The 21,033-nt window shown below is 72.4% G+C and carries 14 protein-coding genes; 2 read left to right on the top strand and 12 right to left on the bottom strand.

Going from position 1 to position 21,033, the window contains the following annotated elements; all coding sequences use genetic code 11:
- Positions 1-250: 250 nt before the first annotated feature.
- The 6 genes from DTB53_RS22955 to DTB53_RS22930 all read right to left on the bottom strand — a co-directional run bounded on the left by DTB53_RS22955 (position 251) and on the right by DTB53_RS22930 (position 10,580).
- Complete coding sequence (locus DTB53_RS22955; protein ID WP_003970385.1) at positions 251-3,112, bottom strand: helix-turn-helix transcriptional regulator; 2,862 nt, start codon at positions 3,110-3,112, stop codon at positions 251-253.
- A gap of 1,055 nt (positions 3,113-4,167) precedes the next feature.
- The gene (locus DTB53_RS22950; protein ID WP_012381693.1) at positions 4,168-5,862 is read right to left on the bottom strand and encodes a flavin monoamine oxidase family protein; all 1,695 of its coding nucleotides are present in this window, start codon (positions 5,860-5,862) and stop codon (positions 4,168-4,170) included.
- A 46-nt stretch (positions 5,863-5,908) separates the two neighbouring features.
- Positions 5,909-6,706, bottom strand: coding sequence for a carbon-nitrogen hydrolase family protein (locus DTB53_RS22945; RefSeq protein ID WP_012381692.1), 798 nt, complete (start codon positions 6,704-6,706; stop codon positions 5,909-5,911).
- A gap of 184 nt (positions 6,707-6,890) precedes the next feature.
- Positions 6,891-7,349 carry an Lrp/AsnC family transcriptional regulator gene (locus DTB53_RS22940; protein WP_003970382.1) on the bottom strand — a complete coding sequence of 153 codons (459 nt, stop codon included), beginning with the start codon at positions 7,347-7,349 and terminating at the stop codon, positions 6,891-6,893.
- Positions 7,350-7,489: 140 nt separating this feature from the next.
- Positions 7,490-8,947 carry an aldehyde dehydrogenase family protein gene (locus tag DTB53_RS22935; RefSeq protein ID WP_012381691.1) on the bottom strand — a complete coding sequence of 486 codons (1,458 nt, stop codon included), beginning with the start codon at positions 8,945-8,947 and terminating at the stop codon, positions 7,490-7,492.
- A gap of 166 nt (positions 8,948-9,113) precedes the next feature.
- Positions 9,114-10,580 carry a GuaB1 family IMP dehydrogenase-related protein gene (locus DTB53_RS22930; RefSeq protein WP_030704411.1) on the bottom strand — a complete coding sequence of 489 codons (1,467 nt, stop codon included), beginning with the start codon at positions 10,578-10,580 and terminating at the stop codon, positions 9,114-9,116.
- A 298-nt stretch (positions 10,581-10,878) separates the two neighbouring features.
- On the opposite strand from DTB53_RS22930, the gene DTB53_RS22925 reads away from it, so the two are divergent.
- Positions 10,879-11,955 (top strand): terpene synthase family protein, encoded by a 1,077-nt coding sequence (locus DTB53_RS22925; protein ID WP_003970379.1) that lies wholly within the window; start codon positions 10,879-10,881, stop codon positions 11,953-11,955.
- Between the two features lie 70 nt (positions 11,956-12,025).
- Here DTB53_RS22925 and DTB53_RS22920 read toward each other — a convergent pair whose 3' ends face one another.
- From DTB53_RS22920 to fmt, 4 genes are all read right to left on the bottom strand, one after another.
- Positions 12,026-13,021 carry a sugar-binding transcriptional regulator gene (locus tag DTB53_RS22920; protein ID WP_030704417.1) on the bottom strand — a complete coding sequence of 332 codons (996 nt, stop codon included), beginning with the start codon at positions 13,019-13,021 and terminating at the stop codon, positions 12,026-12,028.
- 133 nt (positions 13,022-13,154) lie between these two features.
- Complete coding sequence (gene rpe, locus DTB53_RS22915; RefSeq protein WP_003970377.1) at positions 13,155-13,838, bottom strand: ribulose-phosphate 3-epimerase; 684 nt, start codon at positions 13,836-13,838, stop codon at positions 13,155-13,157.
- Positions 13,839-13,986: 148 nt separating this feature from the next.
- Complete coding sequence (locus tag DTB53_RS22910) at positions 13,987-15,420, bottom strand: RsmB/NOP family class I SAM-dependent RNA methyltransferase (protein ID WP_012381688.1); 1,434 nt, start codon at positions 15,418-15,420, stop codon at positions 13,987-13,989.
- Positions 15,421-15,541: 121 nt separating this feature from the next.
- A complete protein-coding gene (fmt, locus tag DTB53_RS22905) occupies positions 15,542-16,474 on the bottom strand; it encodes a methionyl-tRNA formyltransferase (RefSeq protein WP_012381687.1) in 933 nt (310 codons plus the stop codon).
- A gap of 331 nt (positions 16,475-16,805) precedes the next feature.
- Between fmt and DTB53_RS22900 the strand changes: the two genes are divergently transcribed.
- Entirely contained in the window at positions 16,806-17,369 is a 564-nt protein-coding gene (locus DTB53_RS22900; RefSeq protein WP_003970373.1) for a hypothetical protein, read from the top strand.
- A gap of 111 nt (positions 17,370-17,480) precedes the next feature.
- Here the strand turns inward: DTB53_RS22900 and DTB53_RS22895 are convergent, their stop codons facing one another.
- Together DTB53_RS22895 and metK are read right to left on the bottom strand one after the other, a co-directional pair.
- Entirely contained in the window at positions 17,481-19,625 is a 2,145-nt protein-coding gene (locus DTB53_RS22895) for a primosomal protein N' (RefSeq protein WP_003970372.1), read from the bottom strand.
- 133 nt (positions 19,626-19,758) lie between these two features.
- Positions 19,759-20,967, bottom strand: a complete 1,209-nt coding sequence (metK, locus tag DTB53_RS22890; RefSeq protein ID WP_003970371.1) for a methionine adenosyltransferase — start codon at positions 20,965-20,967, stop codon at positions 19,759-19,761.
- Positions 20,968-21,033: the final 66 nt, after the last annotated feature.

Here is a 21,033-nt window from a genome sequence, read left to right as displayed (position 1 = left end):
GCCTTTCGATTGCCTGCGAGGCGACACGACCGGTCGCTCGCGCGGCCACCGACACCGTCAGGTCTGCGGTGGCCGCGCTGAGATTCTCGTGGGCCGTTCGGAGCGGCAGGTCCGGGTTCGCCCCCAGCCAGCCCCCAGTATTCGGCCCCGGGGCAGCGGTACGGCCGCGTGTGCCGGGGCCGGATACCGGTCGCTTGCGGGCGTTCCGGGTCGGCCGGGTCCGTTCCGGGTCAGACGGGTCCCATCCGCATCAGTTCTGGCCCAGGGCGTCGCGGAGTTCGATGCGTGAGGCGACGCCCAGCTTCCGGTAGACCTGGCTGAGATGCCACTCGACGGTCTTGACGGTCACGAACAGCATGTGGGCGATCTCCTGGTTGCGTTTGCCCTCGGCCGCGAGCAGGCAGACCCGGTGCTCCCTGGGGGTGAGCCCGGAGACACCGGTGCGGGCCGATTCACGGACCCGTACCCCCATGACGGCGAGTTCCTGCCGGGCCTGCTTGCTCAGTGCGGTGGCCCCCATGCCGTCGGCGAGGTCGCTGGCCGCCCTGAGTCTTCGGCGGGCCGCCGACGGCTGGCCGGCGATGCGCAGGGCGGTGCCGTACTGGATCAGGGCGGCGCACTCGTCGAGGGCGTCGGCCGTCCCGCTGAAGAGTTCGACGGCCTGTTCGAGGTCTTCGAGGTGCGTCGCCCCGCCGGTGGCCCGAGCCCGGGCGCACAGGGCGAGCGCGACCTCCCGGTCGCTGCCGAAGGCGCGGGCGACCTCCAGCTGTTTCTCGGCGAGGGCGTGGGCCTCCTCCCGCCGTCCGAGGGCGCACAGGGCGTGGACGGCCTCGGTCGCCGGGGAGAAGGCGGGGCATCGGGCTCCCCACTCCTGCAACAGCTCGTGGGTGCGCAGTAGTTCGCCCATGCCGGACTCGATCTCCCCCTGGGCGATGCGGAGCTGGCCGCGGGCGATCATGAAGGGCAGGAAGATGGAGAACTGGGGTATGTGGGTGGGGATGCCGTACCGCTCGTACGCCTCCACCGCGGCGCCGAGCTGATTGCGGTGGAGGAGCACGCCGACCAGGGAGAGTACGGCGAGGGGGCGGCCGAGGGCGGGGACCGATCCGGCGCCCAGGCCCTTGAGTGCGCTCAGCGCGTCGACCTCGGCCTCGCCGAGCGCGCCGCGGCGCATGTTGACCAGGGCGCGCAGGGCCCGGATGTCCTCGGCGGCGAGCCGGAGGTGTTTGGCCTCCGCCTCCTGGAGGGCTTCGTCGAGGATGCTGAGCGCCTGGGTGAGCCGGCCGCAGCACAGGAGGCAGAAGGCGGCGATCCAGGAGGCCTGGGCGCCGCCGTCCGGCTCGGCGACGAGGGCGCCGGAGGGCAGGGCCTCCTCGCTCAGGTCGGCGACCTTCTTGGCCGGCTCGCCGTTGAGCAGGGCCGCCTGGGCCTGTTGGGCACGGATGAGGCTGGTGGAGTTCTCGGTGCCGTCCGCCCCGATGATCGCGGCGAGGTCCTGCTCGGCGGCGGGTTTGGTGTTGGGGGACAGACTGGCGAGCTTGATGAGTTCGGAGCGCAGTCGCAGGGCGAGTTGGCGGTCGTGGGGTTCGACCTCGGCGTGCACGCTGCGCAGCAGGTCGAGGGCGTCCCCGAAGCGCATGGCCATGCTGAGGGCGCCGCTGAGGCTGAAGGCGATGGAGGCGCGGGCGGCCGGCGTCTTGGCCAGGCTCATGGCCTGGGTGAGGTGCTCGACGGCCTTGGGGTCGCGTGCCCGGTGTTCGGCCTCGCCGAGCCGGAGGAGGAGGTCCGCGAGCATGTCGTCGGGGGCCTTCTCCTGCATGGCGCGGCGCAGGACGGCGACCGCGGCGGAGGGGTTGCCGTTGGCGAGTGCCTTCTCGCCGGCCGCGACGAGGATGTCGACGGCGCGCCGGTCCTCGCTGGGCGGTGCGTGCAGGAGGTGCTCGGCCACGTGTTCGGCGGGGGCGCCGTCGCGGTCGAGGGCCTTGGCGGCGCTGGAGTGGGCGCGGAAGCGGAAGGTGTTGGGGAGATGGGCGTAGACGGCGTTGCGCATGACGGAGTGGCGGAAGCGCAGGGGGGTGCCCTGGGCGAGGAGGCCTATGTCCATCAGGGCGCTGGCCGCGTCGGTGACCTCGTCCTGGTGGAGGCCGGTGGCGGAGGCCAGTTGGGCGAAGTCGCCGCTGGTGCAGAGTACGGCGAGGCTGCGCGCGAGGACGTGGGCGTTCTCGCGGTACTCGGGTGGCACGAGACCGACCCAGCGGGGCAGGGCGCGGGCCAGGGTGCGCGGGGCGGTGCGGGCGGCTGCGCCGATGCCGGGGGTGTCCTCGCCCTGGCGCCGGAACTCGGTGAGGAGTTCGCTGAGGAAGAAGGGGTTGCCGCCGGTGGCCTCGTGGAGCATCCGGACGACGTCGGGATCGGGGTCGCGGTTGAACACGGCGGAGAACAGGTCGCGCACGCCGTCCCGGCTCAGGTCGTCGAGGCAGATGGCGGGCATGCTGGGCATGGTGATGAAGTGTTCGGCCTCGGGGGCGTTGCCGTGGTGCACGAGTGCGGTGACGGCGACGCAGAGGATGGGGTGCTGGCCCAGGCGGCACTCGATGTACTGGAGGAACCGGAGGGAGGGTTCGTCCGCCCAGTGGAGGTCGTCGACGAGTACGAGCACGGGCTGGCGCTGCGACAGGTTGACGAGCATCCAGTAGAGGCCGCGCAGCAGGTCGTGCTCGCGGTCGACGGCGACCCCGCCCCGGACACCGCCGTCGGCGTGTTCGAAGAGGGTGGCCGCCATGGCGGCGGGTCCCGCCAGGAGGACGGTGCGCTCCTCCGGTGTCGCGGAGGCGAGCAGGTACTCGAAAAGCTGTCGCACCAGTCCGTAGGAGAATCCGGACTCGGTCTCGTTGCCCCGGGCGTGCAGGACGCTGAAGCCTTCGACGGACGGCAGCGCTCGGACTGTCCTTAACAGGGAGGTCTTACCGGTGCCGAACCTGCCTTCGACGAGAAGCAGGCCGCCGTTGCTCTTCCGACACTCGCGAACGGCGTCGTCGAGGTTCTGGATGTGGTGTTGCCGTTCGATCAGAGGAAAGTCGTTCGACCCTGCCGATTCCCTGTGGCGCAACAAATGAGGAACCCCCGTTCTTCTTCTGATTCGACCCGGGGCGCCCGTGAACGGGCCCACCGGTGATGTCCGCGCAGCTCCGGCCTTACCCGTGGAGTCGGGGAGGACGATCGGACGGCGCGAGAGGCTTCCGTTTTGCCGGGCCGGAAGGGTGTGGCGTCGGGGGCGGCCCGGGCATGGGGCGGGGTGCACGCCGGCGGTATCCGGCGCACCGTGTGCCGCGGATCGGCGTGAAACGTTCACTCACCGTCGTACGAACCACAACGACTCCCCCAACCGTCTGGTTCTCAGCGCACCCCGTCAAGCGTCTTGCCGCGCGGCGTCGGAACACCCTCTGACCTGCGGTCACTCGCGCTGCTTCCGGTGCGAGACCCCAGAGGCCGGGAGGGGCGACAGCCCTCATGGCAAGGCTTGGCCATCATAAGGAACGAATATGACCAACACTTTGCGAGTGGCGGGATCTAGACGACTTTTGTTGACCACCTGTGATCGGAACCCACTGTGCGTATCGATGGCCATCCCGCATGAGCAGCCACAACATCAACAGCGGGGTTCCACAACCGCGGGCTCGAAGTCGTCGAGGATGGCTGAAAAGTTGCGGCGTGGCGACTTTTTGCTCTCGACCGGGAACCAGTCGGCCCCCGGGGCTGCGGTTCCCTCGCCAGGGCACGGGTTTCCCGCGCGATGTCGCGCGCCGGGCCCCATGTCGGGAGGCACCCCGCCGGCCGGCCTCGGCGCGGGCCCCTCGCAGGCCACGACCATGGCCGAAATCCCACCGTCAGGCCGGATATGCCACAGGGCCGGCCCCCCTCGGGCGCACGCACCTCGTCGCCCTGACGTCGCGGCCACGACGGGCGGCGGACCGGGTGCGCACTCCGGCGCGACCGACCGGCGGACGCCGGAAGGCCGGTTTTCGTTGGGTCGAAAGCCGGCCACTCCGGTGAGCGCGCACGCGGCGACCCCACCGGGGGCTCGCCTGTGTCGTCGGCGGGAGGCGGCTCCCCGCCGCATGCCCGTGTCGTCGGCGGAAGACGGCTCCCCGCCGCCCCGCCCTTTGCTCAGTCCTCGGGGAGCTCCACCGGGGCGATCTCGTCGAAGACGTCGCCGGGCCCCGGGTTGGTCGCGTCGGTCGCCCCGCCGAACTGGTGCATCACACCCCACACGGCGTTCAGTGCGGTCTGCACCGCGCCCTCGGCCCAGCCCGCCGTCCAGGAGATGTCGTCCCCGGCGAGGAAGAGGCCCCGCTTGTCCTCGGGCAGCCGGTCCTGCATGAAGTGGGTGAACAGCCGCCGCTGGTAGCGGTAGTGGCCCGGCAGGTTGGCCTTGAACGCGCCCATGAACCAGGGCTCGTTCTCCCAGGAGACGGTCACCGGGTTGCCGATGATGTGGCTGCGGACGTCGACGTTCGGGTAGATCTCCCCGAGCGACTTGAGCATGACCTCCATGCGCTCCTTCGAGGAGAGCGGCAGCCACTTCAGGCTGTCGTCGCACCAGGTGTAGGAGAGGCAGATGACGGCGGGCCTGTCCGGGCCGTCGTCCAGCAGGTAGGTCCCCCGGGTCATCCGGTCGGTGAGCGTCATCGACATGGTGTCGCGGCCGGTGGTCGCGTCCTTGTCCAGCCAGAACGGCCGGTCGACCGGGACGAACAGCTTGGACGACTCCATGTAGTGGGTGCGCTCCATCGCCGTCCAGTGGTCGATCGGGAAAAGCGCGTCGTCGCAGTCGATCTTGGAGAGCAGCAGCCAGGACTGGCCGGTGAAGACCGCGGCCCGGAAGGTGCGGATGTCGCCGGTGGCGTCGGTGACCGTGATGCGGTTGCCCGCGGTACGGGTCAGCCGGGTCACGGCGCCGCGCGGCTCGCCGCCGTGCAGGGAGGAGAGCGAGGTGCCGAGCGGCCAGTGCACGATCTTCCGCGGCTCGCGGTCCCACAGGCGCAGCGGAAGCTGCTGGCTGCCGCCGACGATGCCCCGGTGGTGGTCGTCGGCCTCGGTGTAGACGACGCGCAGGATCTCCAGGATGGAGTTGGGGAAGTCGGTGTCCCAGCCGCCGGTGCCGAAGCCGACCTGGCCGAAGATCTCACGGTGCCGGAAGGACGTGAAGGCGTCGGAGTCGCAGAGGAAGCCGTAGAAGGTCTGGTTGTCGAGCCGCTCGACGAGCTGGGACCAGATCTCCCGGATCCGCGGGACGTCGCGCTCGCGCAGCGCCCGGTTCATGTCGGAGAAGTCGGCGCCCTCCTCCAGACAGGCGCTCCAGGCCTCGGCCACGTCGCGGTAGACCTGCGGCAGGTCGTCGATGGTCTCCGCGTAGTGCGACTCGCCCTTGAGGTCCACGACGGTCGAGGGCGTGGCCGGGGAGAGCGGGTTGGGGAAGGGCCGGGTCTCCAGGCCCACCAGGTCGATGTAGTGCTGGAGCGCCGTGGAGGACGGCGGGAAGCGCATGGCGCCCATCTCGGCGGTGAGCGAGGGGTCGCAGCCGTCGAAGCCGACGGTGCGCAGCCGGCCGCCGATCCGGTCGGCCTCGTAGACGACGGGCTTGAGGCCCATCTTCATCAGCTCGTACGCGGCGATGATCCCGGAGAGCCCGCCGCCGATGACGGCGACCTCCTGGCCGTGCTCGGTCGCCGGTATCTGCCCGAGGCCCGCCGGGTGGGCGAGGAAGTCGTCGTACGCGTAGGGGAAGTCCGGCCCGAACATGGTGATCGGCGGGGCGGCGGCGTCGGTGTGCTGGACGGCGTTGGGCACCGTGGACGTCATGGGGTACGGACTCCTTGCGCGGTACGGAAGTTCGGGGGGGGGCGGCTCAGGTGAGGGAGCCGTAGAGGCCGGGGCGGCGGTCCGCGAGGTACGGGTTGGCGGCGCGCGACGCGGTCAGGAACTCCGGGTCCACCTCGCCGATCACCAGCTCCTCGCCGCGTCCGGCGCGGGTGCGCACCACCCCGTCGGGGCCGGCCAGGCAGCTGAGGCCGACGAACTCGAACTCCCCTTCCGGACCGGTGCGGTTGACGTACGCCACGTACATCTGGCTCTCGAAGGCCCGTACGGGGACGACGGATTCGGCGACGAACTGGAAGGGGTGCATCTGCGCGGTGGGCACCAGCAGCAGATCGGTGCCGGCCAGGGCGTGCGCTCGGACGTTCTCCGGGAACTCGACGTCGTAGCAGATCAGCAGGCCGATGCGGAGGCCGTCGAGCTCGGCCTGGACGACGGTCTGCTCGCCGGGGGTGAACCATTCCCGCTCGAAGCAGCCGAACAGGTGGGTCTTGCGGTAGTTCGCGAGCCGGACGCCGTCGGCGCCGATGAGCTGGGAGGCGTTGAAGATCCGCTCCCCGTCGCGCTCCGGGTAGCCGTAGTGGACGGCGAGGCCGTGGCGTACGGCGATCTCGGCGATCGCCCGGGCGCCGGGGCCTTCGGCGGGCTCGGCCAGCTCGGGCACGGCGTCGCCGATGGCGTATCCGGTGAGGAACAGCTCGGGCGCCACCAGCAGCCGGGCTCCCGCGTCGGCGGCCCGGGCGGCGGCCTCGTCGAGCGTCTTCAGGTTCTCGGCGACGGCGCCGGGCCGTCCGGAGCTCTGGAGCAGGGCGGTGCGCAACGACGGCATGGCTGACCTCGGACGGTGCGGGCGGGGTGGGGAGACGTATCGAAGGTACGCGGCCCGGATCGGCCCGGACAAGGCGCGAGTGTTGCGCGTCGACCGTCGATTCGTTGCGCGGCGAGGGTTCCGGGCGGCGAATCGTTGCGTCGGGCATCGCCGCAGGTCAGCCGGGTGATGTGCGCCACCCGTTTCAGGCCGGCGGGGCCTCTGCGGAGTATCGGCGCAGCAGCGGCGAGAGCACCAGGACGGACTTGGTCCGCTCGACGTACGGCTCTCCCGCGATGCGCTCCAGGACCTGTTCGAAGTGGCGCATGTCGGCGGCGAAGACCTGCACCACGGCGTCCGCCTCGCCGGTCACCGTGGAGGCCGAGGCGATCTCCGGGTAGCGGGCGAGGCCCTGCTTGATGGCGTCCGGGGAGGTGTTGCGGCTGCAGTAGATCTCGATGAAGCCCTCGGTCTCCCAGCCGAGCGCCGCCGGGTCGACCCGCACGGTGAAGCCGGTGATCGCACCCTCGGCCCGCAGCCGGTCGACGCGGCGTTTCACGGCGGGGGCGGAGAGGCCGACGATCGCGCCGATGTCGGCGTAGGAGCGCCGGGCGTCTTCGGCGAGGGCGTGGACGATGCGTTCGTCGAGGTCGTTCAGGCGCACGTCGGGCGGTTCACTATCTCTGCGATGGGGTCGGCTTGCGGGAGGCGGAACGTGCCGCCTCCCGCAGTAGACCATGCGCCGCCGTCCCGGGCGTGCCCGGCGCGATGGCCCCGCCCGGCCGGGACCGGGCGGGGAGGCGCTCAGAAGGGGAACCGCGAGCGGCCGTGCTGGATGGAGATCCACTTCTGGGTGGTGAAGGCCTCGACCATCGCGTCGCCGTTCAGACGGCCCAGGCCGGATCCCTTCTCGCCGCCGAAGGGGACGATCGGCTCGTCGTGGACGGTGCCGTCGTTGATGTGGATCATGCCGGTGTGGATGCGCTGGCCGATCCGCACCCCGCGCTCGATGTTGCCGGTGTGGACGGCTCCGCTGAGGCCGTACGGGGTGTCGTTGGCGATGCGGACGGCCTCGTCCTCGCCGTCGAAGGGCACCAGCAGGGCGACGGGGCCGAAGATCTCCTGGTGCAGGACGGGTGAGTCGGCGGCGAGGCCGGTCAGCACGGAGGGGCTGACCAGGTTGCCGTCGGCGGTGCCGTGCAGCAGGGCCGTCGCCCCGGCCGCCACGGTCTGGTCGACGAGCTTGGAGATGGACTCGGCCTGCGAGGAGTTGATCAGCGGGCCGATCTGGGTGGCCGGGTCGGCCGGGTCGCCGACGGTGAGCGAGGCGACCTTGGCGACGAACTTCTCGGTGAACTCCGCCTCCACCGCACGGTCGACCAGGATGCGGTTGGCGGCCATGCAGACCTGGCCCTGGTGGACGTACCGGCTGAAGACCGCCGCGTCGACGGCGTAGTCCACGTCCGCGTCGTCGAGCACGATCAGGGCGCTGTTGCCGCCGAGTTCGAGGACGGCGCGCTTGAGGTTCCGGGCGCAGACCGTGGCGACGTGCCGGCCGACCTTGTCCGAGCCGGTGAAGGAGATGACCTGGGGCACGGGGTGCTCCAGCAGGGTGTCGCCGATCTCCGCGATGTCGGTGATCACGACGTTCAGCAGCCCGGCGGGCAGCCCGGCGTCCTCGAAGATCCTGGCCAGCAGGGTGCCGCCGCAGATGGGGGTGTTCTGGTGCGGCTTGAGGACGACGGCGTTGCCGAGGGCCAGCGCGGGGGCGACGGACTTGAGGGAGAGCAGGAACGGGAAGTTGAACGGGCTGATCACGCCGACGACCCCGACGGGCACCCGGTAGACCCGGTTCTCCTTGCCCTCGGTCGGCGAGGGGAGGATCTGTCCGGCGGGGCGCAGCGCCAGCTGGATGGCCTCGCGGAGGAACTCCTTGGCCAGGTGGAGTTCGAAGGCGGCCTTCAGCCGGGTGCCGCCGAGCTCGGCGACGATCGCGTCGCTGATCTCCGGCTCACGCTCCTCGACGAGGTGCAGCGCCTTCTCCAGGACGGTCCGCCTGCTGTACGGGTTGGTGTCCGCCCACGCCTGCTGGGCGCGCTCGGCGGCGCGGTAGGCCTGGTCGACCTCGTCGGCCGTGGCGACGGGGATCGAGGCGAGCTTCTCCCCGTCGAACGGGTTGAAGTCGATGATGTCCCAGGACCCCTTCCCCGGCCTCCACTCGCCGTCGATGTACTGGTGGGCCAGGTCAGTGAAGAAGGACATGAGATCCCTTACCGCAGAGAGGCGGGTAGCTGAGTGCGCTTCATATTACTTACCATTAAACGAAGTTGAAGCGCGGCCCCGACCCGTGTCCGAAGTCCCGGAAACGGCCCTGCCCCCTCCGGCTGGAAGCTCCGGAAGGGGCAGGGGCGTTGCGGCGATTCGGGGATCAACTCCAGCTGGCGTGGAGCGGCTTGCCCTCGGCGTATCCGGCGGCGCTCTGGACGCCGACGACCGCCTTCTCGGCGAACTCCGCGAGGGAGCCGGCCCCGGCGTAGGTGCAGGAGGAGCGGACGCCCGCGATGATCGAGTCGATGAGGTCCTCGACTCCCGGGCGGGTCGGGTCGAGGAACATCCGCGAGGTGGAGATGCCCTCCTCGAAGAGGGCCTTGCGGGCGCGGTCGTACGCGGACTCGTCCGAGGTGCGGTTCTTCACGGCGCGGGCCGAGGCCATCCCGAAGGACTCCTTGTAGAAGCGGCCGTCGGCGGACTGCTGGAGGTCGCCGGGCGACTCGTACGTCCCCGCGAACCAGGAGCCGATCATCACGTTGGACGCGCCCGCGGCGAGCGCCATCGCGACGTCGCGCGGGTGCCGGACGCCGCCGTCCGCCCAGACGTGCTTGCCGTGCTTCCTCGCCTCGGCGGCGCACTCCAGGACGGCGGAGAACTGCGGGCGGCCGACGCCGGTCATCATCCGGGTGGTGCACATGGCGCCCGGGCCGACGCCGACCTTGATGATGTCCGCGCCCGCCTCGATCAGGTCGCGCACGCCCTCGGCGGCGACGATGTTGCCCGCGACGATCGGCACCCGCGGGTCGAGCGCCCGGACGGCCTTCACCGCGCTGATCATGGACTCCTGGTGGCCGTGGGCGGTGTCCACGACCAGGACGTCGGCGCCCGCGTCCAGGAGCTGCTCGGCCTTGCCGGCCACGTCCCCGTTGATGCCGACGGCGGCCGCGATGCGCAGCTTGCCCTCGGCGTCGGTGGCGGGGGTGTAGAGCGTGGCGCGCAGGGCGGCCTTGCGGGTGAGTATGCCGACGAGGCGCCCCTGCGCGTCGACCGCGGGGGCGAGCTTGCGGTTGGCGCCGTCGAGCTTGTTGAAGGCGTCGCGCGGGTCGATGTCCGCGTCGAGCAGCACCAGGTCCTTGGACATGACCTCGGAGAGCTGGGTGAAGCGGTCGACGCCCGTGAGGTCGTGGTCGGTGACGACGCCCACCGGACGGCGGTCGGCGTCGACGACGACGCCCGCGCCGTGGGCCCGCTTGGGCAGCAGGGACAGCGCGTCGGCGACGGTCTGGCCGGGGGCCAGCTCGATCGGGGTGTCGAGGACGAGGTGGCGCGTCTTCACCCAGGAGATGACGTCGGTGACGACCTCGATCGGAATGTCCTGGGGGATGACGACGAGGCCGCCCCGGCGGGCGACGGTTTCGGCCATCCGGCGGCCCGCGATGGCGGTCATGTTGGCGACCACGAGCGGAATCGTGGTGCCGGTCCCGTCGGGCGACGAGAGGTCCACACCCTGCCGGGAGCCGACCGCGGAGCGGCCCGGGACCATGAAGACATCGTCGTACGTGAGGTCGTACGGGACCGCGGGGGACTCTGTGTAGCGACCGGTGCCCGGCTCAAGAAAACGCATAACACTCATTTTTTCATACGAAACGGTGCAGGTCGTTTCCACGAAGACACAACAAAAGACCCCCGCGTTCGTCTCTTCCTCCGAAGAGGCGGCCGGGGGCTCCGGGCAAGTGGAACCTGCCTTACCCACGGACCCTACCCGAACGGGATTCGAATCATTCGTGATCACCGTCTCTGGACCGCGTGACAAGGGGTCAGGTAGCTTCAAACCCGCAGGTCTCGGGGGTGTCCGGAGTGTCGATCCGGCTCGTCGGCACCCTGGGGCACACCGTTTGACCGGAGAGGATCCCGATCCGCCTGTGGACAGCGAACTGCCGGACATCTACTGCCCGTTCCCGCAGCGGACCAACCCGCACGTGGCGCACACCCGTGGGCATCTGGACAGCTGGACCAGACGGACGGGTCTGGTCCACCGCGAGTCCGCGAGGAACCGATTCGAACAAGCCGATTTCGGGGCGTTCGTCGGCATGGTCTACCCGACGGCCGACGAGGAACACCTCGATCTGGTGGCCGACTGGTTCGTCTGGCTGTTCCTCGTCGACGACCAGCTCGACGACGGCCACCTCGGGCGTTCACCCGACCGGGTGAGAGATGTCGTCGACCGGATGCGCGCGGTGGTCGACGGCTCCGCCCCCGAGGTGCTGCCGGACGAGGACGCCCCGGCCGCCGTGACGGCCCTGGTGGACCTGTGGAAACGCACGATGCCGGAAGCGGCCCCGCACTGGCGGACCCGGTTCGCCTGGCACCTGGTCACCTACCTCACGACCGCCACGACCTGGGAGGCGGGGAACCGCGCCGAGGACGTGGTGCCCTCGGAGGAGACGTACATCGCCAAGCGCCGTCACACCGGGGCCATCCACGTCTGCATGGACCTCATAGAGATCGTCGCGGGCATCGACGCCCCGGAGTCGGTCCACAACGACCCCCGCTTCATCACCGCGCTGGAAGCCGCCTGCAACCACGTGTGCTGGGCCAACGACGTGTACTCCTTCGAGAAGGAGCAGGTGCTCGGCGAGATCCACAACCTCGTCCACCTGGTCCGCCACCACCGGGGGCTCGGGGAACAGCAGGCGCTGGACCACGTCGCGGAGCGCCTCGCGATGGAGACCGAGCGGTTCCTGACCGCCGAGGACGAGCTGCTGGAGCTGTATCCGGAGCTGTCCGGGATGCTGGTTCCCTACCTTGACGGGATGCGGAGCTGGATGCGCGGCAACCTGGACTGGTCCCGGCAGACGCCGCGCTACAACCCCGCCGACGTGGGCCAGTACGAGGAACCCGAGGAGTATCTGGAGGAGACGGTGCTGGGCGTGCCGCCCGCGCGCAGCGAGACCGCCGCCCCTGCCCCGTGCGGGGCCGAGGCTCCCCGGGCCCGCTGACGCGGGTCGGAACGGATCGGGGGCCTCGCACCGGATCCGGTGCGAGGCCCCCGACGCGCTCCCGCCGGTGTCACTCCCCGTCGGGGTCGGCCCGCTCCAGTGCCGGACGGACGCCCGCGGGGGACTCGGTGAGCAGGAAGTCGGCCGCGGCGGTGTCCGTCACCAGGCTGGTGACCAGCCCGGAGCGCAGCACCGCGCCGATCGCCGCCGCCTTGCGCTGACCGCCCGCGATCGCGACGACCTCGGGGATCCGGCGCAGCCGGTCCGCCTCCACGGTGATGCACCGCTCCCCCAGGTCACGGCCGACCCGGCGGCCGTCGGAGTCGAAGAGGTGCGCGGACATCTCGGCGGCGACGCCGAGCGAGGCGTAATGGGCGCGCTCGGCGTCCGAGAGCATGTCGTGGACCGTGGAGATGCCCGGCTCCCAGGAACCGATGGAGACGGCGGCGACGGTCACCTTGTCGAAGTACTCGAAGGCCCGGGCGATGCCGGTCTGCTCGCGCAGCGCGGCGGCCGTCGCGGGATCGGGCAGCAGCATCGGCGCGTAGATGGGGTGCGCCTCGCCCCCGGAGACCTGGGCCGCCCGGCGGACCGCCTCGACCGAGCCGCGCTCGGCCGTGCCCGCGTCGTACACGCCGGTCAGCTGGACGACCGTGCACGGCGGGAGCCGGTCGAGGGCGGCCGCCATGTGGATGGTGGAGCGGCCCCAGGCCAGGCCGAGCACATCGCCCTCGACGACGAGCTCGCCGAGCAGGTCGGCCGCGACCTCGCCGAGGTTCTCCGGGTCGGGGGCGTCCTCCTGCTCCTCGGCCGGGGACTCGACGACCACCGCGTGCCGCAGCCCGTAACGGGCCCGCAGGGCGTCGGAGCGTTCGGCGTCCAGCTCGGCCGGTACCCGGATCTCGATGCGTACGAGATCGCGTTCCAGGGCCGTCTCCAGGACCCGGGCCACCTTGAAGCGGCTCACGCCGAACTCCTCGGCGATCTGGATCTTGGACTTGCCCTCCAGGTAGAACCGGCGGGCCATGGCCGCCGCCTGCACCAGCTCCGCGGGTCCCATCCGCATGGCTGACCGACCCGCCGAGATGCCAGACACCGCGATCTCCTCACTGCTGTTCACACGCCCGATACGCCGTTCATCCTGTCAGATCCGGCGGTCCTTGATCGGCCCTGTCGGACCGCGTTCATCTGCTCTTGGTTCAGTGTCCGCACGCCCAGGGGGCGGCGGCCGTGACCGCGTCCGCCTGGGCCCGCAGCTCCCGCACCGCCGCGGCCGGGTCCTGCGCCCCGTAGACGGCGGAACCCGCCACGAAGACGTCGGCGCCGGCCTCGGCGCAGCGCTCGATGGTGGTGGCCGAGACCCCGCCGTCGACCTGGAGCCACAGTTCCAGGCCGTGCTTGCCGATCAGCTCCCGGGTGCGGCGGATCTTCGGCAGCATGATGTCCAGGAAGGCCTGGCCGCCGAAGCCCGGCTCGACCGTCATGATCAGCAGCATGTCCAGCTCGGGGAGCAGGTCCTCGTACGGCTCGATGGGTGTCGCGGGCTTGAGCGCCATCGAGGCGCGCGCCCCCTTCGCCCGGATCTCCCGCGCCAGGCGCACCGGAGCCGCCGCGGCCTCCGCGTGGAAGGTGACGGACCCGGCCCCCGCCTCCACGTACTGGGGTGCCCAGCGGTCCGGGTCCTCGATCATGAGGTGGCAGTCCAGCGGGATGTCCGTGGCCTTGCCGATCGCCTCGACGATCGGCACGCCGAGGGTCAGGTTGGGCACGAAGTGGTTGTCCATGACATCGACATGGAGCCAGTCCGCGCCTTCGACGGCCTTCGCCTCCTCGGCGAGACGCGCGAAATCGGCGGACAGGATGCTGGGGTTGATCTGCGCCATGACCCAAGCCTGCCACGTCTCCCGCCGGTTCCCCGCCTCGATGCGCTCCGAAGCCTCACAGGGCCATCACACTTCGCACATTCTGCGCATTTTGCCAGCGCTTTACCGTTCCTTTGCCGTACGGGCGGGTGTGCTGACGCGGTGATATTCAGCCGGTCCGGCGCAGCAGCGCCAGATACATCGCGTCCGTGCCGTGCAGATGCGGCCAGAGCTGGACGTCGGGGCCGTCCCCCAGCGCGGGCACTCCGGGCATCAGCGGGCGGGCGTCGATCCACTCCGCCTCCACCGGCTCCCCGCCCCGCCCCTTGAGGACGTCCTCGACCACCACGCGGGTCTCCGCGAGATGCGGCGAGCAGGTCGCGTAGCCGACCACGCCACCGACCCGTACGGCCTTCAACGCCTCGCGCAGCAGGCCTCGTTGGAGCGGGGCGAAGGCTTCCAGGTCTTCGGCCCGGCGCCGCCAGCGGGACTCCGGACGACGCCGCAGAGCGCCCAGGCCGGAGCAGGGCACGTCCATCAGGATCCGGTCGAAGCTACCGGGCAGCCAGGGCGGGCGGGTGCCGTCCGCGGTGATCACCTGGTAGGGGCCGGGGTTGCCGGCGAGCGCCCGCTCGACCAGCCGGGCGCGGTGCGGCTGCTTCTCCGCGGCGAGCAGGGCGGCGCCCCGCCCGGCGGCGAGGGCGGCGAGCAGGGCGGCCTTGCCGCCGGGGCCCGCGCAGCCGTCCAGCCAGCGGGCGTCACGGCCCTCGACGGGGGCGGCGGCCAGGGCGGCGGCCACGAGCTGACTGCCCTCGTCCTGGACGCCCGCCCGGCCCTCCTGGACGGCTGCCAGCGCGCCGGGCTCGCCTCCCTCGGCCATCCGCACGGCGTACGGGGACCAGCGGCCCGGCAGGGAGTTGTCCTCGCCCAGGGCCTCGACCAGCTCGCCGGTGGTGGAGCGGCCGGGGCGGGCCGCCAGCGTCACCTCGGGCCGCTCGTTGTCGGCCTCCAGCAGGTCCTCGATGCCCGCCCGGCCGCCGCCCAGGGAGTCCCAGAGGGCGGAGACGATCCAGCGCGGGTGGGAGTGTACGACGGCGAGGTGGTCCTCGGCGTCCTCGTCGTAGGGCGGGGCGACCTTCTCGACCCAGCCGTCGAGGTCGTGCGCGGTGACCTTGCGCAGCACCGCGTTGACGAACTTCGCACGACCCTCCCCCAGCACCACCCGGGCCAGCTCCACACTGGCGGAGACGGCCGCGTGGGTGGGGATACGGGTGCCGAGCAGCTGGTGGACGCCCATGTTCAGGACGTCGAGGACCGGCGGGTCGACCTCGCGCAGCGGCCGGTCGATGCAGGCCGCCACGATCGCGTCGTACGTGCCCTGGCGGCGGAGCGTCCCGTAGACCAGCTCGGTCGCCAGCGCCGCGTCCCGGGCGTCGAAGTCGCCCTTGGCACGGGCCTTCTTCAGCAGCGGGGGCAGTACGAGGTTGGCGTACGCGTCACGCTCGTCGACCGCCCGGAGCGCCTCGAAGGCGAGGAAACGGACCGGGTCCTTCTTCGGCCGGCGATGGGGCTTGGCGGGACGGCGACGCGGCTGGTCGTTCACGTGAAAGGTGCTCCGCTGACGGTGAGAGGTGCGAACCCTCCCAGCGTACGTCGCCGCCCCCGGGCGCCCGAACGGCGGCCCGGGGGCCAGGGGGGCCGCCCCGCCCTCCCCCTGAAGCGCGCTACGGGCCCAGCAGCTCGCCGTGGGCGATGCGGACGCCGCGCGCCCAGTCGGCTCCCCGCATCGGCTTCTTGCCCTGCGGCTGGACCCAGAGCAGCTCGACCGCGTGCGAGCCGGTGCCCACGTACACGTTGTTCTTGGCGGCCGACAGCTCGCCGGGGGCCAGGTCCGTGCGGTCCAGGACCGGCGTGGCCTGGATCAGCTTGAGCCGCTCGCCGCGGAACACGGTCCAGGCGCCGGGGGCCGGGGTGCAGCCGCGCACCACCCGGTCCACCCGCAGGGCCGGCGCGGACCACTGGACCTGGGCGTCCTCGACGGTGATCTTCGGGGCCAGGGTGACGCCCTCGTGGGGCTGGGGGACGGCGTGCAGCGTGCCGTCCTCGATGCCGTCCATGGTGGCGGCGAGCAGCCCCGCGCCCGCGAAGGCGAGGCGGGTGAGCAGGTCGCCGCTGGTGTCGGTGGGGCGGACCTCCTCGGTGAGGACGCCGTAGACCGGGCCGGAGTCCAGGCCCTCCTCGATCAGGAAGGTCGACGCGCCGGTCACCTCGTCCCCGGCCATCACCGCGTGCTGGACGGGCGCGGCGCCCCGCCAGGCGGGCAGCAGCGAGAAGTGCAGGTTGACCCAGCCCCGGGCGGGCACGTCCAGGGCGACCTTGGGCAGCAGGGCCCCGTAGGCGACGACCGGGCAGCAGTCCGGGGCGATCTCGCGCAGCCGGGCGAGGAACTCCTCGTCCCGCGGCTTCGCGGGCTTGAGCACCTCGATCCCGGCCTCCTGCGCCCGCTCGGCCACCGGGCTCGCGACGAGCCTGCGGCCCCGCCCGGCCGGGGCGTCCGGACGGGTCACGACGGCGGCCACCTCGTGGCGGTCGGAGGCGATCAGGGCGTCCAGTGCGGGGACGGCGACTTCGGGGGTGCCGGCGAAGACGAGCTTCATGGGTGGCTGACTGCCTCTCGGGCCAGGACGTACGGTGACGAGCAGCACACCAGTCTAGGTCCTGTCGTCACACTGCCGTCGTCGCCCGAAGGTCGGCACCCGCGGGGTCGGTGCGCGCTCTCGGTGTGTGCCGGGTGCGGGTCGTACCCGAGCCTGCGCGGGGGGCGGCGACCAGGGGGCGTACGCGCGCCGCGCACGCCCCGTGCATATGCACATACGCCCCGATAGCGTGACCACATACCCGGCTCGGGCGTTGGTCAAAGGAGATTGACCGAAGCGGGCCGCCCGGTGCGGCCCGATCCCTTTCAACGCCGGTTCGAGAGGCTTCTTCATGGCCGACCACGCAACGCACGACGCCCAAGCGCGGGCCAGTCTGCATCTTCTGGTGCGGGACATCGAGCGGGTCCGGCGGCAGGTGGACGCGCTGCGCACCCTCACCGCCCAGCTGGGCAACGTCTACCGTCCGCGCCGCTCCGGCCCCTCCGCGGGCTTCGTCGTCTACGGCAGGGCCCCGGCCCCCACCGTCCGCCTCGCGCAGGAACTGCGGGACAGCGTCGAGACGCTGGTCACGGCCGCGGTGGACTTCGACCGCTCGCTGGGCTTCTCCTGGGACGCGGTGGGCTCCGCCCTCGGCGTCACCAAGCAGGCCGTGCACCGCCGTTACGGAACGCGCCGGGCCACGCCGCAGCCCGCCGCCGAGACGGGCGGCGAGAGCGCGGCCGCGCCGCGCCCGGTCTCCGTCGGGAGCGGGCCGGCCGGTTCCTCCACCGGAGGGCCCGGCTCCCCGGTGCACGCGGTCCCGGCGGCCCGCTCGATGCCGCCGCAGCCGTCGGCGGTCCAGCCGGTCCGCGAGGACGTGCGCCCCGGCGCCTTCCCCGGCCCGCGCAACGGCTGACCGCGTGCCACCCCTCTGCCCCACCGTGCCGGTCGCACGGCGGGGCAGTCCCCTGCCCGCGGCCCGCAGCCTGCCCGGGGCCCCACGGTCCCCGCAGGGGGCTCCCCCGCCTCAGCCGATGTCGGGCGGATCGATCCTGATGCGGACCGGGTCGGATGCCCCCTTGGCCGTGCGGGCGGCGAGCGCCGTCTTCAGCGCGCGGGCGAGGGCCGCCCCGCGCCCCGGGACCACCCGGATCAGGGCCCGCTCCCAGGTCTCGCCCGGCGGCGCGTCCCCCGGCCGGCGGGGTCGGCCGGGTCCGGCCGACGGGACCGGCACCGGCCCCAGGATCTCGGCCCCGGGCGGCAGCCCGGCGGTCCGGAGGAACGCTGCCAGGGCCTCGGCGGGGCCGGTCGCCGAGGCCATCCGGGAGACCGGCGGGAACCCCAGCTCGGCCCGCTCCGCCAACTCCCGCCGGGCGAATCCGGCCGGGTCCCAGCGGACCAGCGCCTGCACCGCGCGCTCGGTCGGCTCGGCCACGATCACCACCGTGCCGCCCTCGTCCTGGCCCCGGACGAGCGCGCCCGCCGCCGTCCACCGGCGCAGCGCCTCCTCCCCGGCCCGCAGATCGGGCCGGCCGAGCATGGCCCAGCCGTCCAGGAGCAGGGCCGCCGCGTAGCCGCCCTCGGCGACGGGCTCTGCGCCGGGCGTGGAGACGACGAGGGCCGGGGAGTCCGGCACCGCGTCCAGGATGTGGTCGCGCCCCGAGGTGCGGACGGGCACGGCCGGAAAGGCGCGGCCCAGCTCCTCCGCCGTGCGGCGGGCGCCGACGATCCGGGCCCGCAGCCGGACGGAGCCGCACTCCGCGCACTGCCAGGCCCGCTCGGCCCGCCCGCACCAGGCGCAGTTCAGATCCTGCTGGTCCGGCGCCTCCAGGGGACCCGCGCAGTGCCGGCAGCGGGCCGGGGTGCGGCAGCGTTCGCAGGCGAGGCGGGGGGCGTAACCCCGGCGGGGCACCTGGACCAGGACCGGACCGCTGCGCAGCCCGTCGCGCACGGCCCCCCAGGCGAGGCTGGGCAGCCGGGCGGTACGGGCGGCGCCGTCCCGGGCCAGCTCGCCGTCCCCGACCGTACGGATGAGGGGCGCCGCCCGGCGCAGCCGTTCGCGGTCCGCGAGGAGGGGCAGCGCCCAGCCGCTCTCCACGAGCTGGGCGGCCTCGACCGTGCAGCTGTGCCCGCCGAGCAGGAAGCCGCAGCGGCCCTGGGCCGACCGCAGCTCCAGGACCTCGCGGACGTGCGGGAAGGGGGCGTTGTCGTCGCTGTGGCTGGAGTCCCCGTCGTCCCAGACGACGACCAGCCCGAGGTCCCGGACGGGGGCGAACATGGCGGCCCGGGTCCCCACGACCGCCCGCACCGAGCCCCGGCGCACCGCGAGCCACTGCCGGTAGCGCTTCTCGGGGCCGGATTCGGCGGTCAGCAGGGCGTGCCGGCCGGTGCCGAGCGCCTCGGTCAGGGCCGCGTCGACCCGTCCGGCGGCCCGGCCGTCCGGGACGACGACGAGCGCGCCGCGCCCCGAGGAGAGCGTCGCGGCGACGGCTCCGGCGATCTCGGCGGGCCAGTGCGGGCCGGGCAGGGCCGTCCACACCGCGCGGGGCGCACCGCCCTCGGCCAGTGCGCGCAGGAAGGCCGGGCCCTGGCCGTACCGCTCCCAGGTGCCCGGCTCCGGGGCGGGCGGCGGGGGCAGCGGGTCCGGGGAGGGCTTGGACTCGGCGCGGCCGTTGCGGGGCGGGACGGCGAGCTGGAGGACGTCCGCGAGGCTGCCCGCGTAGCGGTCGGCGACGGCGCGGCAGAGGGCCAGCAGGTCGGGGCCGAGGACCGGTTCCGGGGAGACCACGGAGGCGAGGGCGGCCAGTGCGCCCTGGTAGTCGGAGTCGGCGCGGCGCTCGACGATGAACCCGTCGATCAGCCCGCCGCCCTCGCGCCGTCCGCCCTGGATGTTGCGTCCTCCGGCGCCGAACCGGACCCGCACCCGGACGCCCGGCTGGGCGTCGGCGTCCAGTTCCTCGGGGACCGCGTAGTCGAAGTACTGGTCGAGGTGGAGGACGCCCTTGTTGACCAGGACGCGGGCGACGGGCAGCTCCTCGGCGAGGGCGGCGCCGCGCCAGGTCCGCGGCTTGGCACGCGGCACCTTGGCCCGGCGCACGGTCTCCCGGATCAGCGCAAGCTGCTCCGGCGCCCCGGCGCCCGGTTCGGCGGACCGCTCGTTCTCGCTGCTCACAGCTGCATTCCTACCAGAGGGCACGGACAGCGGCGGGGGCACGCCAGCGGGGCCCGGACACCGCGTTCGGTGTCCGGGCCCCGCTGCCGTGCTCGATGGCGCCCGCCCCGCTGTCGTACGCGGGCGGGTCCCGCTACAGACCGGCGGCGGCGCGCAGGGCGTCGACGCGGTCGGTGCGCTCCCAGGTGAAGTCGGGCAGCTCACGGCCGAAGTGGCCGTAGGCGGCGGTCTGGGCGTAGATCGGGCGGAGCAGGTCGAGGTCACGGATGATCGCGGCCGGGCGGAGGTCGAAGACCTCGCCGATCGCGTTCTCGATCTTCTCGGTGTCGACGGCGGCGGTGCCGAAGGTCTCCACGAAGAGACCGACGGGCTCGGCCTTGCCGATCGCGTACGCGACCTGGACCTCGCAGCGGGCGGCGAGACCGGCGGCCACCACGTTCTTGGCGACCCAGCGCATGGCGTACGCGGCGGAGCGGTCGACCTTGGACGGGTCCTTGCCGGAGAAGGCGCCGCCGCCGTGCCGGGCCATGCCGCCGTAGGTGTCGATGATGATCTTGCGGCCGGTGAGACCGGCGTCGCCCATCGGGCCGCCGATCTCGAAGCGGCCGGTGGGGTTCACCAGGAGGCGGTAGCCCTCGGTGTCCAGCTTGATGCCGTCCTCGACGAGCTGTGCGAGCACGTGCTCGACGACGAACTCGCGGATGTCGGGCGCGAGCAGCGAGTCCAGGTCGATGTCGGAGGCGTGCTGCGAGGAGACGACCACCGTGTCCAGCCGGACCGCCTTGTCACCGTCGTACTCGATGGTGACCTGGGTCTTGCCGTCGGGGCGCAGGTAGGGGATGGTCCCGTTCTTGCGCACCTCGGACAGCCGCCGGGAGAGGCGGTGCGCGACGTGGATCGGGAGCGGCATCAGCTCCGGGGTCTCGTCGCAGGCGTAGCCGAACATCAGGCCCTGGTCGCCGGCGCCCTGCTTGTCGAGCTCGTCCTCGTCGCCCTCGACCCGCTTCTCGTACGCGGTGTCGACGCCCTGGGCGATGTCCGGCGACTGCGCGCCGATCGACACCGAGACGCCACAGGAAGCACCGTCGAAGCCCTTTTTGGAGGAGTCGTAGCCGATCTCCAGAACCTTGTTGCGCACGAGGTTGGGGATGTCGGCGTAGGCCTTGGTGGTGACCTCGCCGGCGACATGCACCAGGCCTGTGGTGATCAAGGTCTCGACGGCGACGCGCGAGGTGGGGTCCTCGCGCAGGAGCGCGTCGAGAATCGTGTCGCTGATCTGGTCAGCGATCTTGTCGGGGTGACCCTCGGTGACGGATTCCGAGGTGAAGAGACGGCGGGACACATCGCTCCCTGGGGTTGCAGCGGCTGCTGGCTGATCATGGGTGGCACGTCCGAGAGCTGCGCTCGG

It is taken from the genome of Streptomyces griseus (assembly GCF_900460065.1).
Taxonomy (GTDB): Bacteria; Actinomycetota; Actinomycetes; order Streptomycetales; family Streptomycetaceae; genus Streptomyces; species Streptomyces griseus.
Note: the sequence above shows the minus strand (reverse complement) of the source record. Positions and strands in the feature narration are given on the sequence as shown.

Excerpts from the sequence above, each read along its gene's own strand:
- DTB53_RS22950 (WP_012381693.1), bottom strand. The coding sequence starts at position 5,862 with ATGACGTCCACGGTGCCCAACGCCGTCCAGCACACCGACGCCGCCGCC.
- DTB53_RS22945 (WP_012381692.1), bottom strand. The coding sequence starts at position 6,706 with ATGCCGTCGTTGCGCACCGCCCTGCTCCAGAGCTCCGGACGGCCCGGC.
- DTB53_RS22935 (WP_012381691.1), bottom strand. The coding sequence starts at position 8,947 with ATGTCCTTCTTCACTGACCTGGCCCACCAGTACATCGACGGCGAGTGG.
- DTB53_RS22930 (WP_030704411.1), bottom strand. The coding sequence starts at position 10,580 with ATGCGTTTTCTTGAGCCGGGCACCGGTCGCTACACAGAGTCCCCCGCG.
- DTB53_RS22920 (WP_030704417.1), bottom strand. The coding sequence starts at position 13,021 with ATGCGGATGGGACCCGCGGAGCTGGTGCAGGCGGCGGCCATGGCCCGC.
- rpe (WP_003970377.1), bottom strand. The coding sequence starts at position 13,838 with ATGGCGCAGATCAACCCCAGCATCCTGTCCGCCGATTTCGCGCGTCTC.
- fmt (WP_012381687.1), bottom strand. The coding sequence starts at position 16,474 with ATGAAGCTCGTCTTCGCCGGCACCCCCGAAGTCGCCGTCCCCGCACTG.
- DTB53_RS22900 (WP_003970373.1), top strand. The coding sequence starts at position 16,806 with ATGGCCGACCACGCAACGCACGACGCCCAAGCGCGGGCCAGTCTGCAT.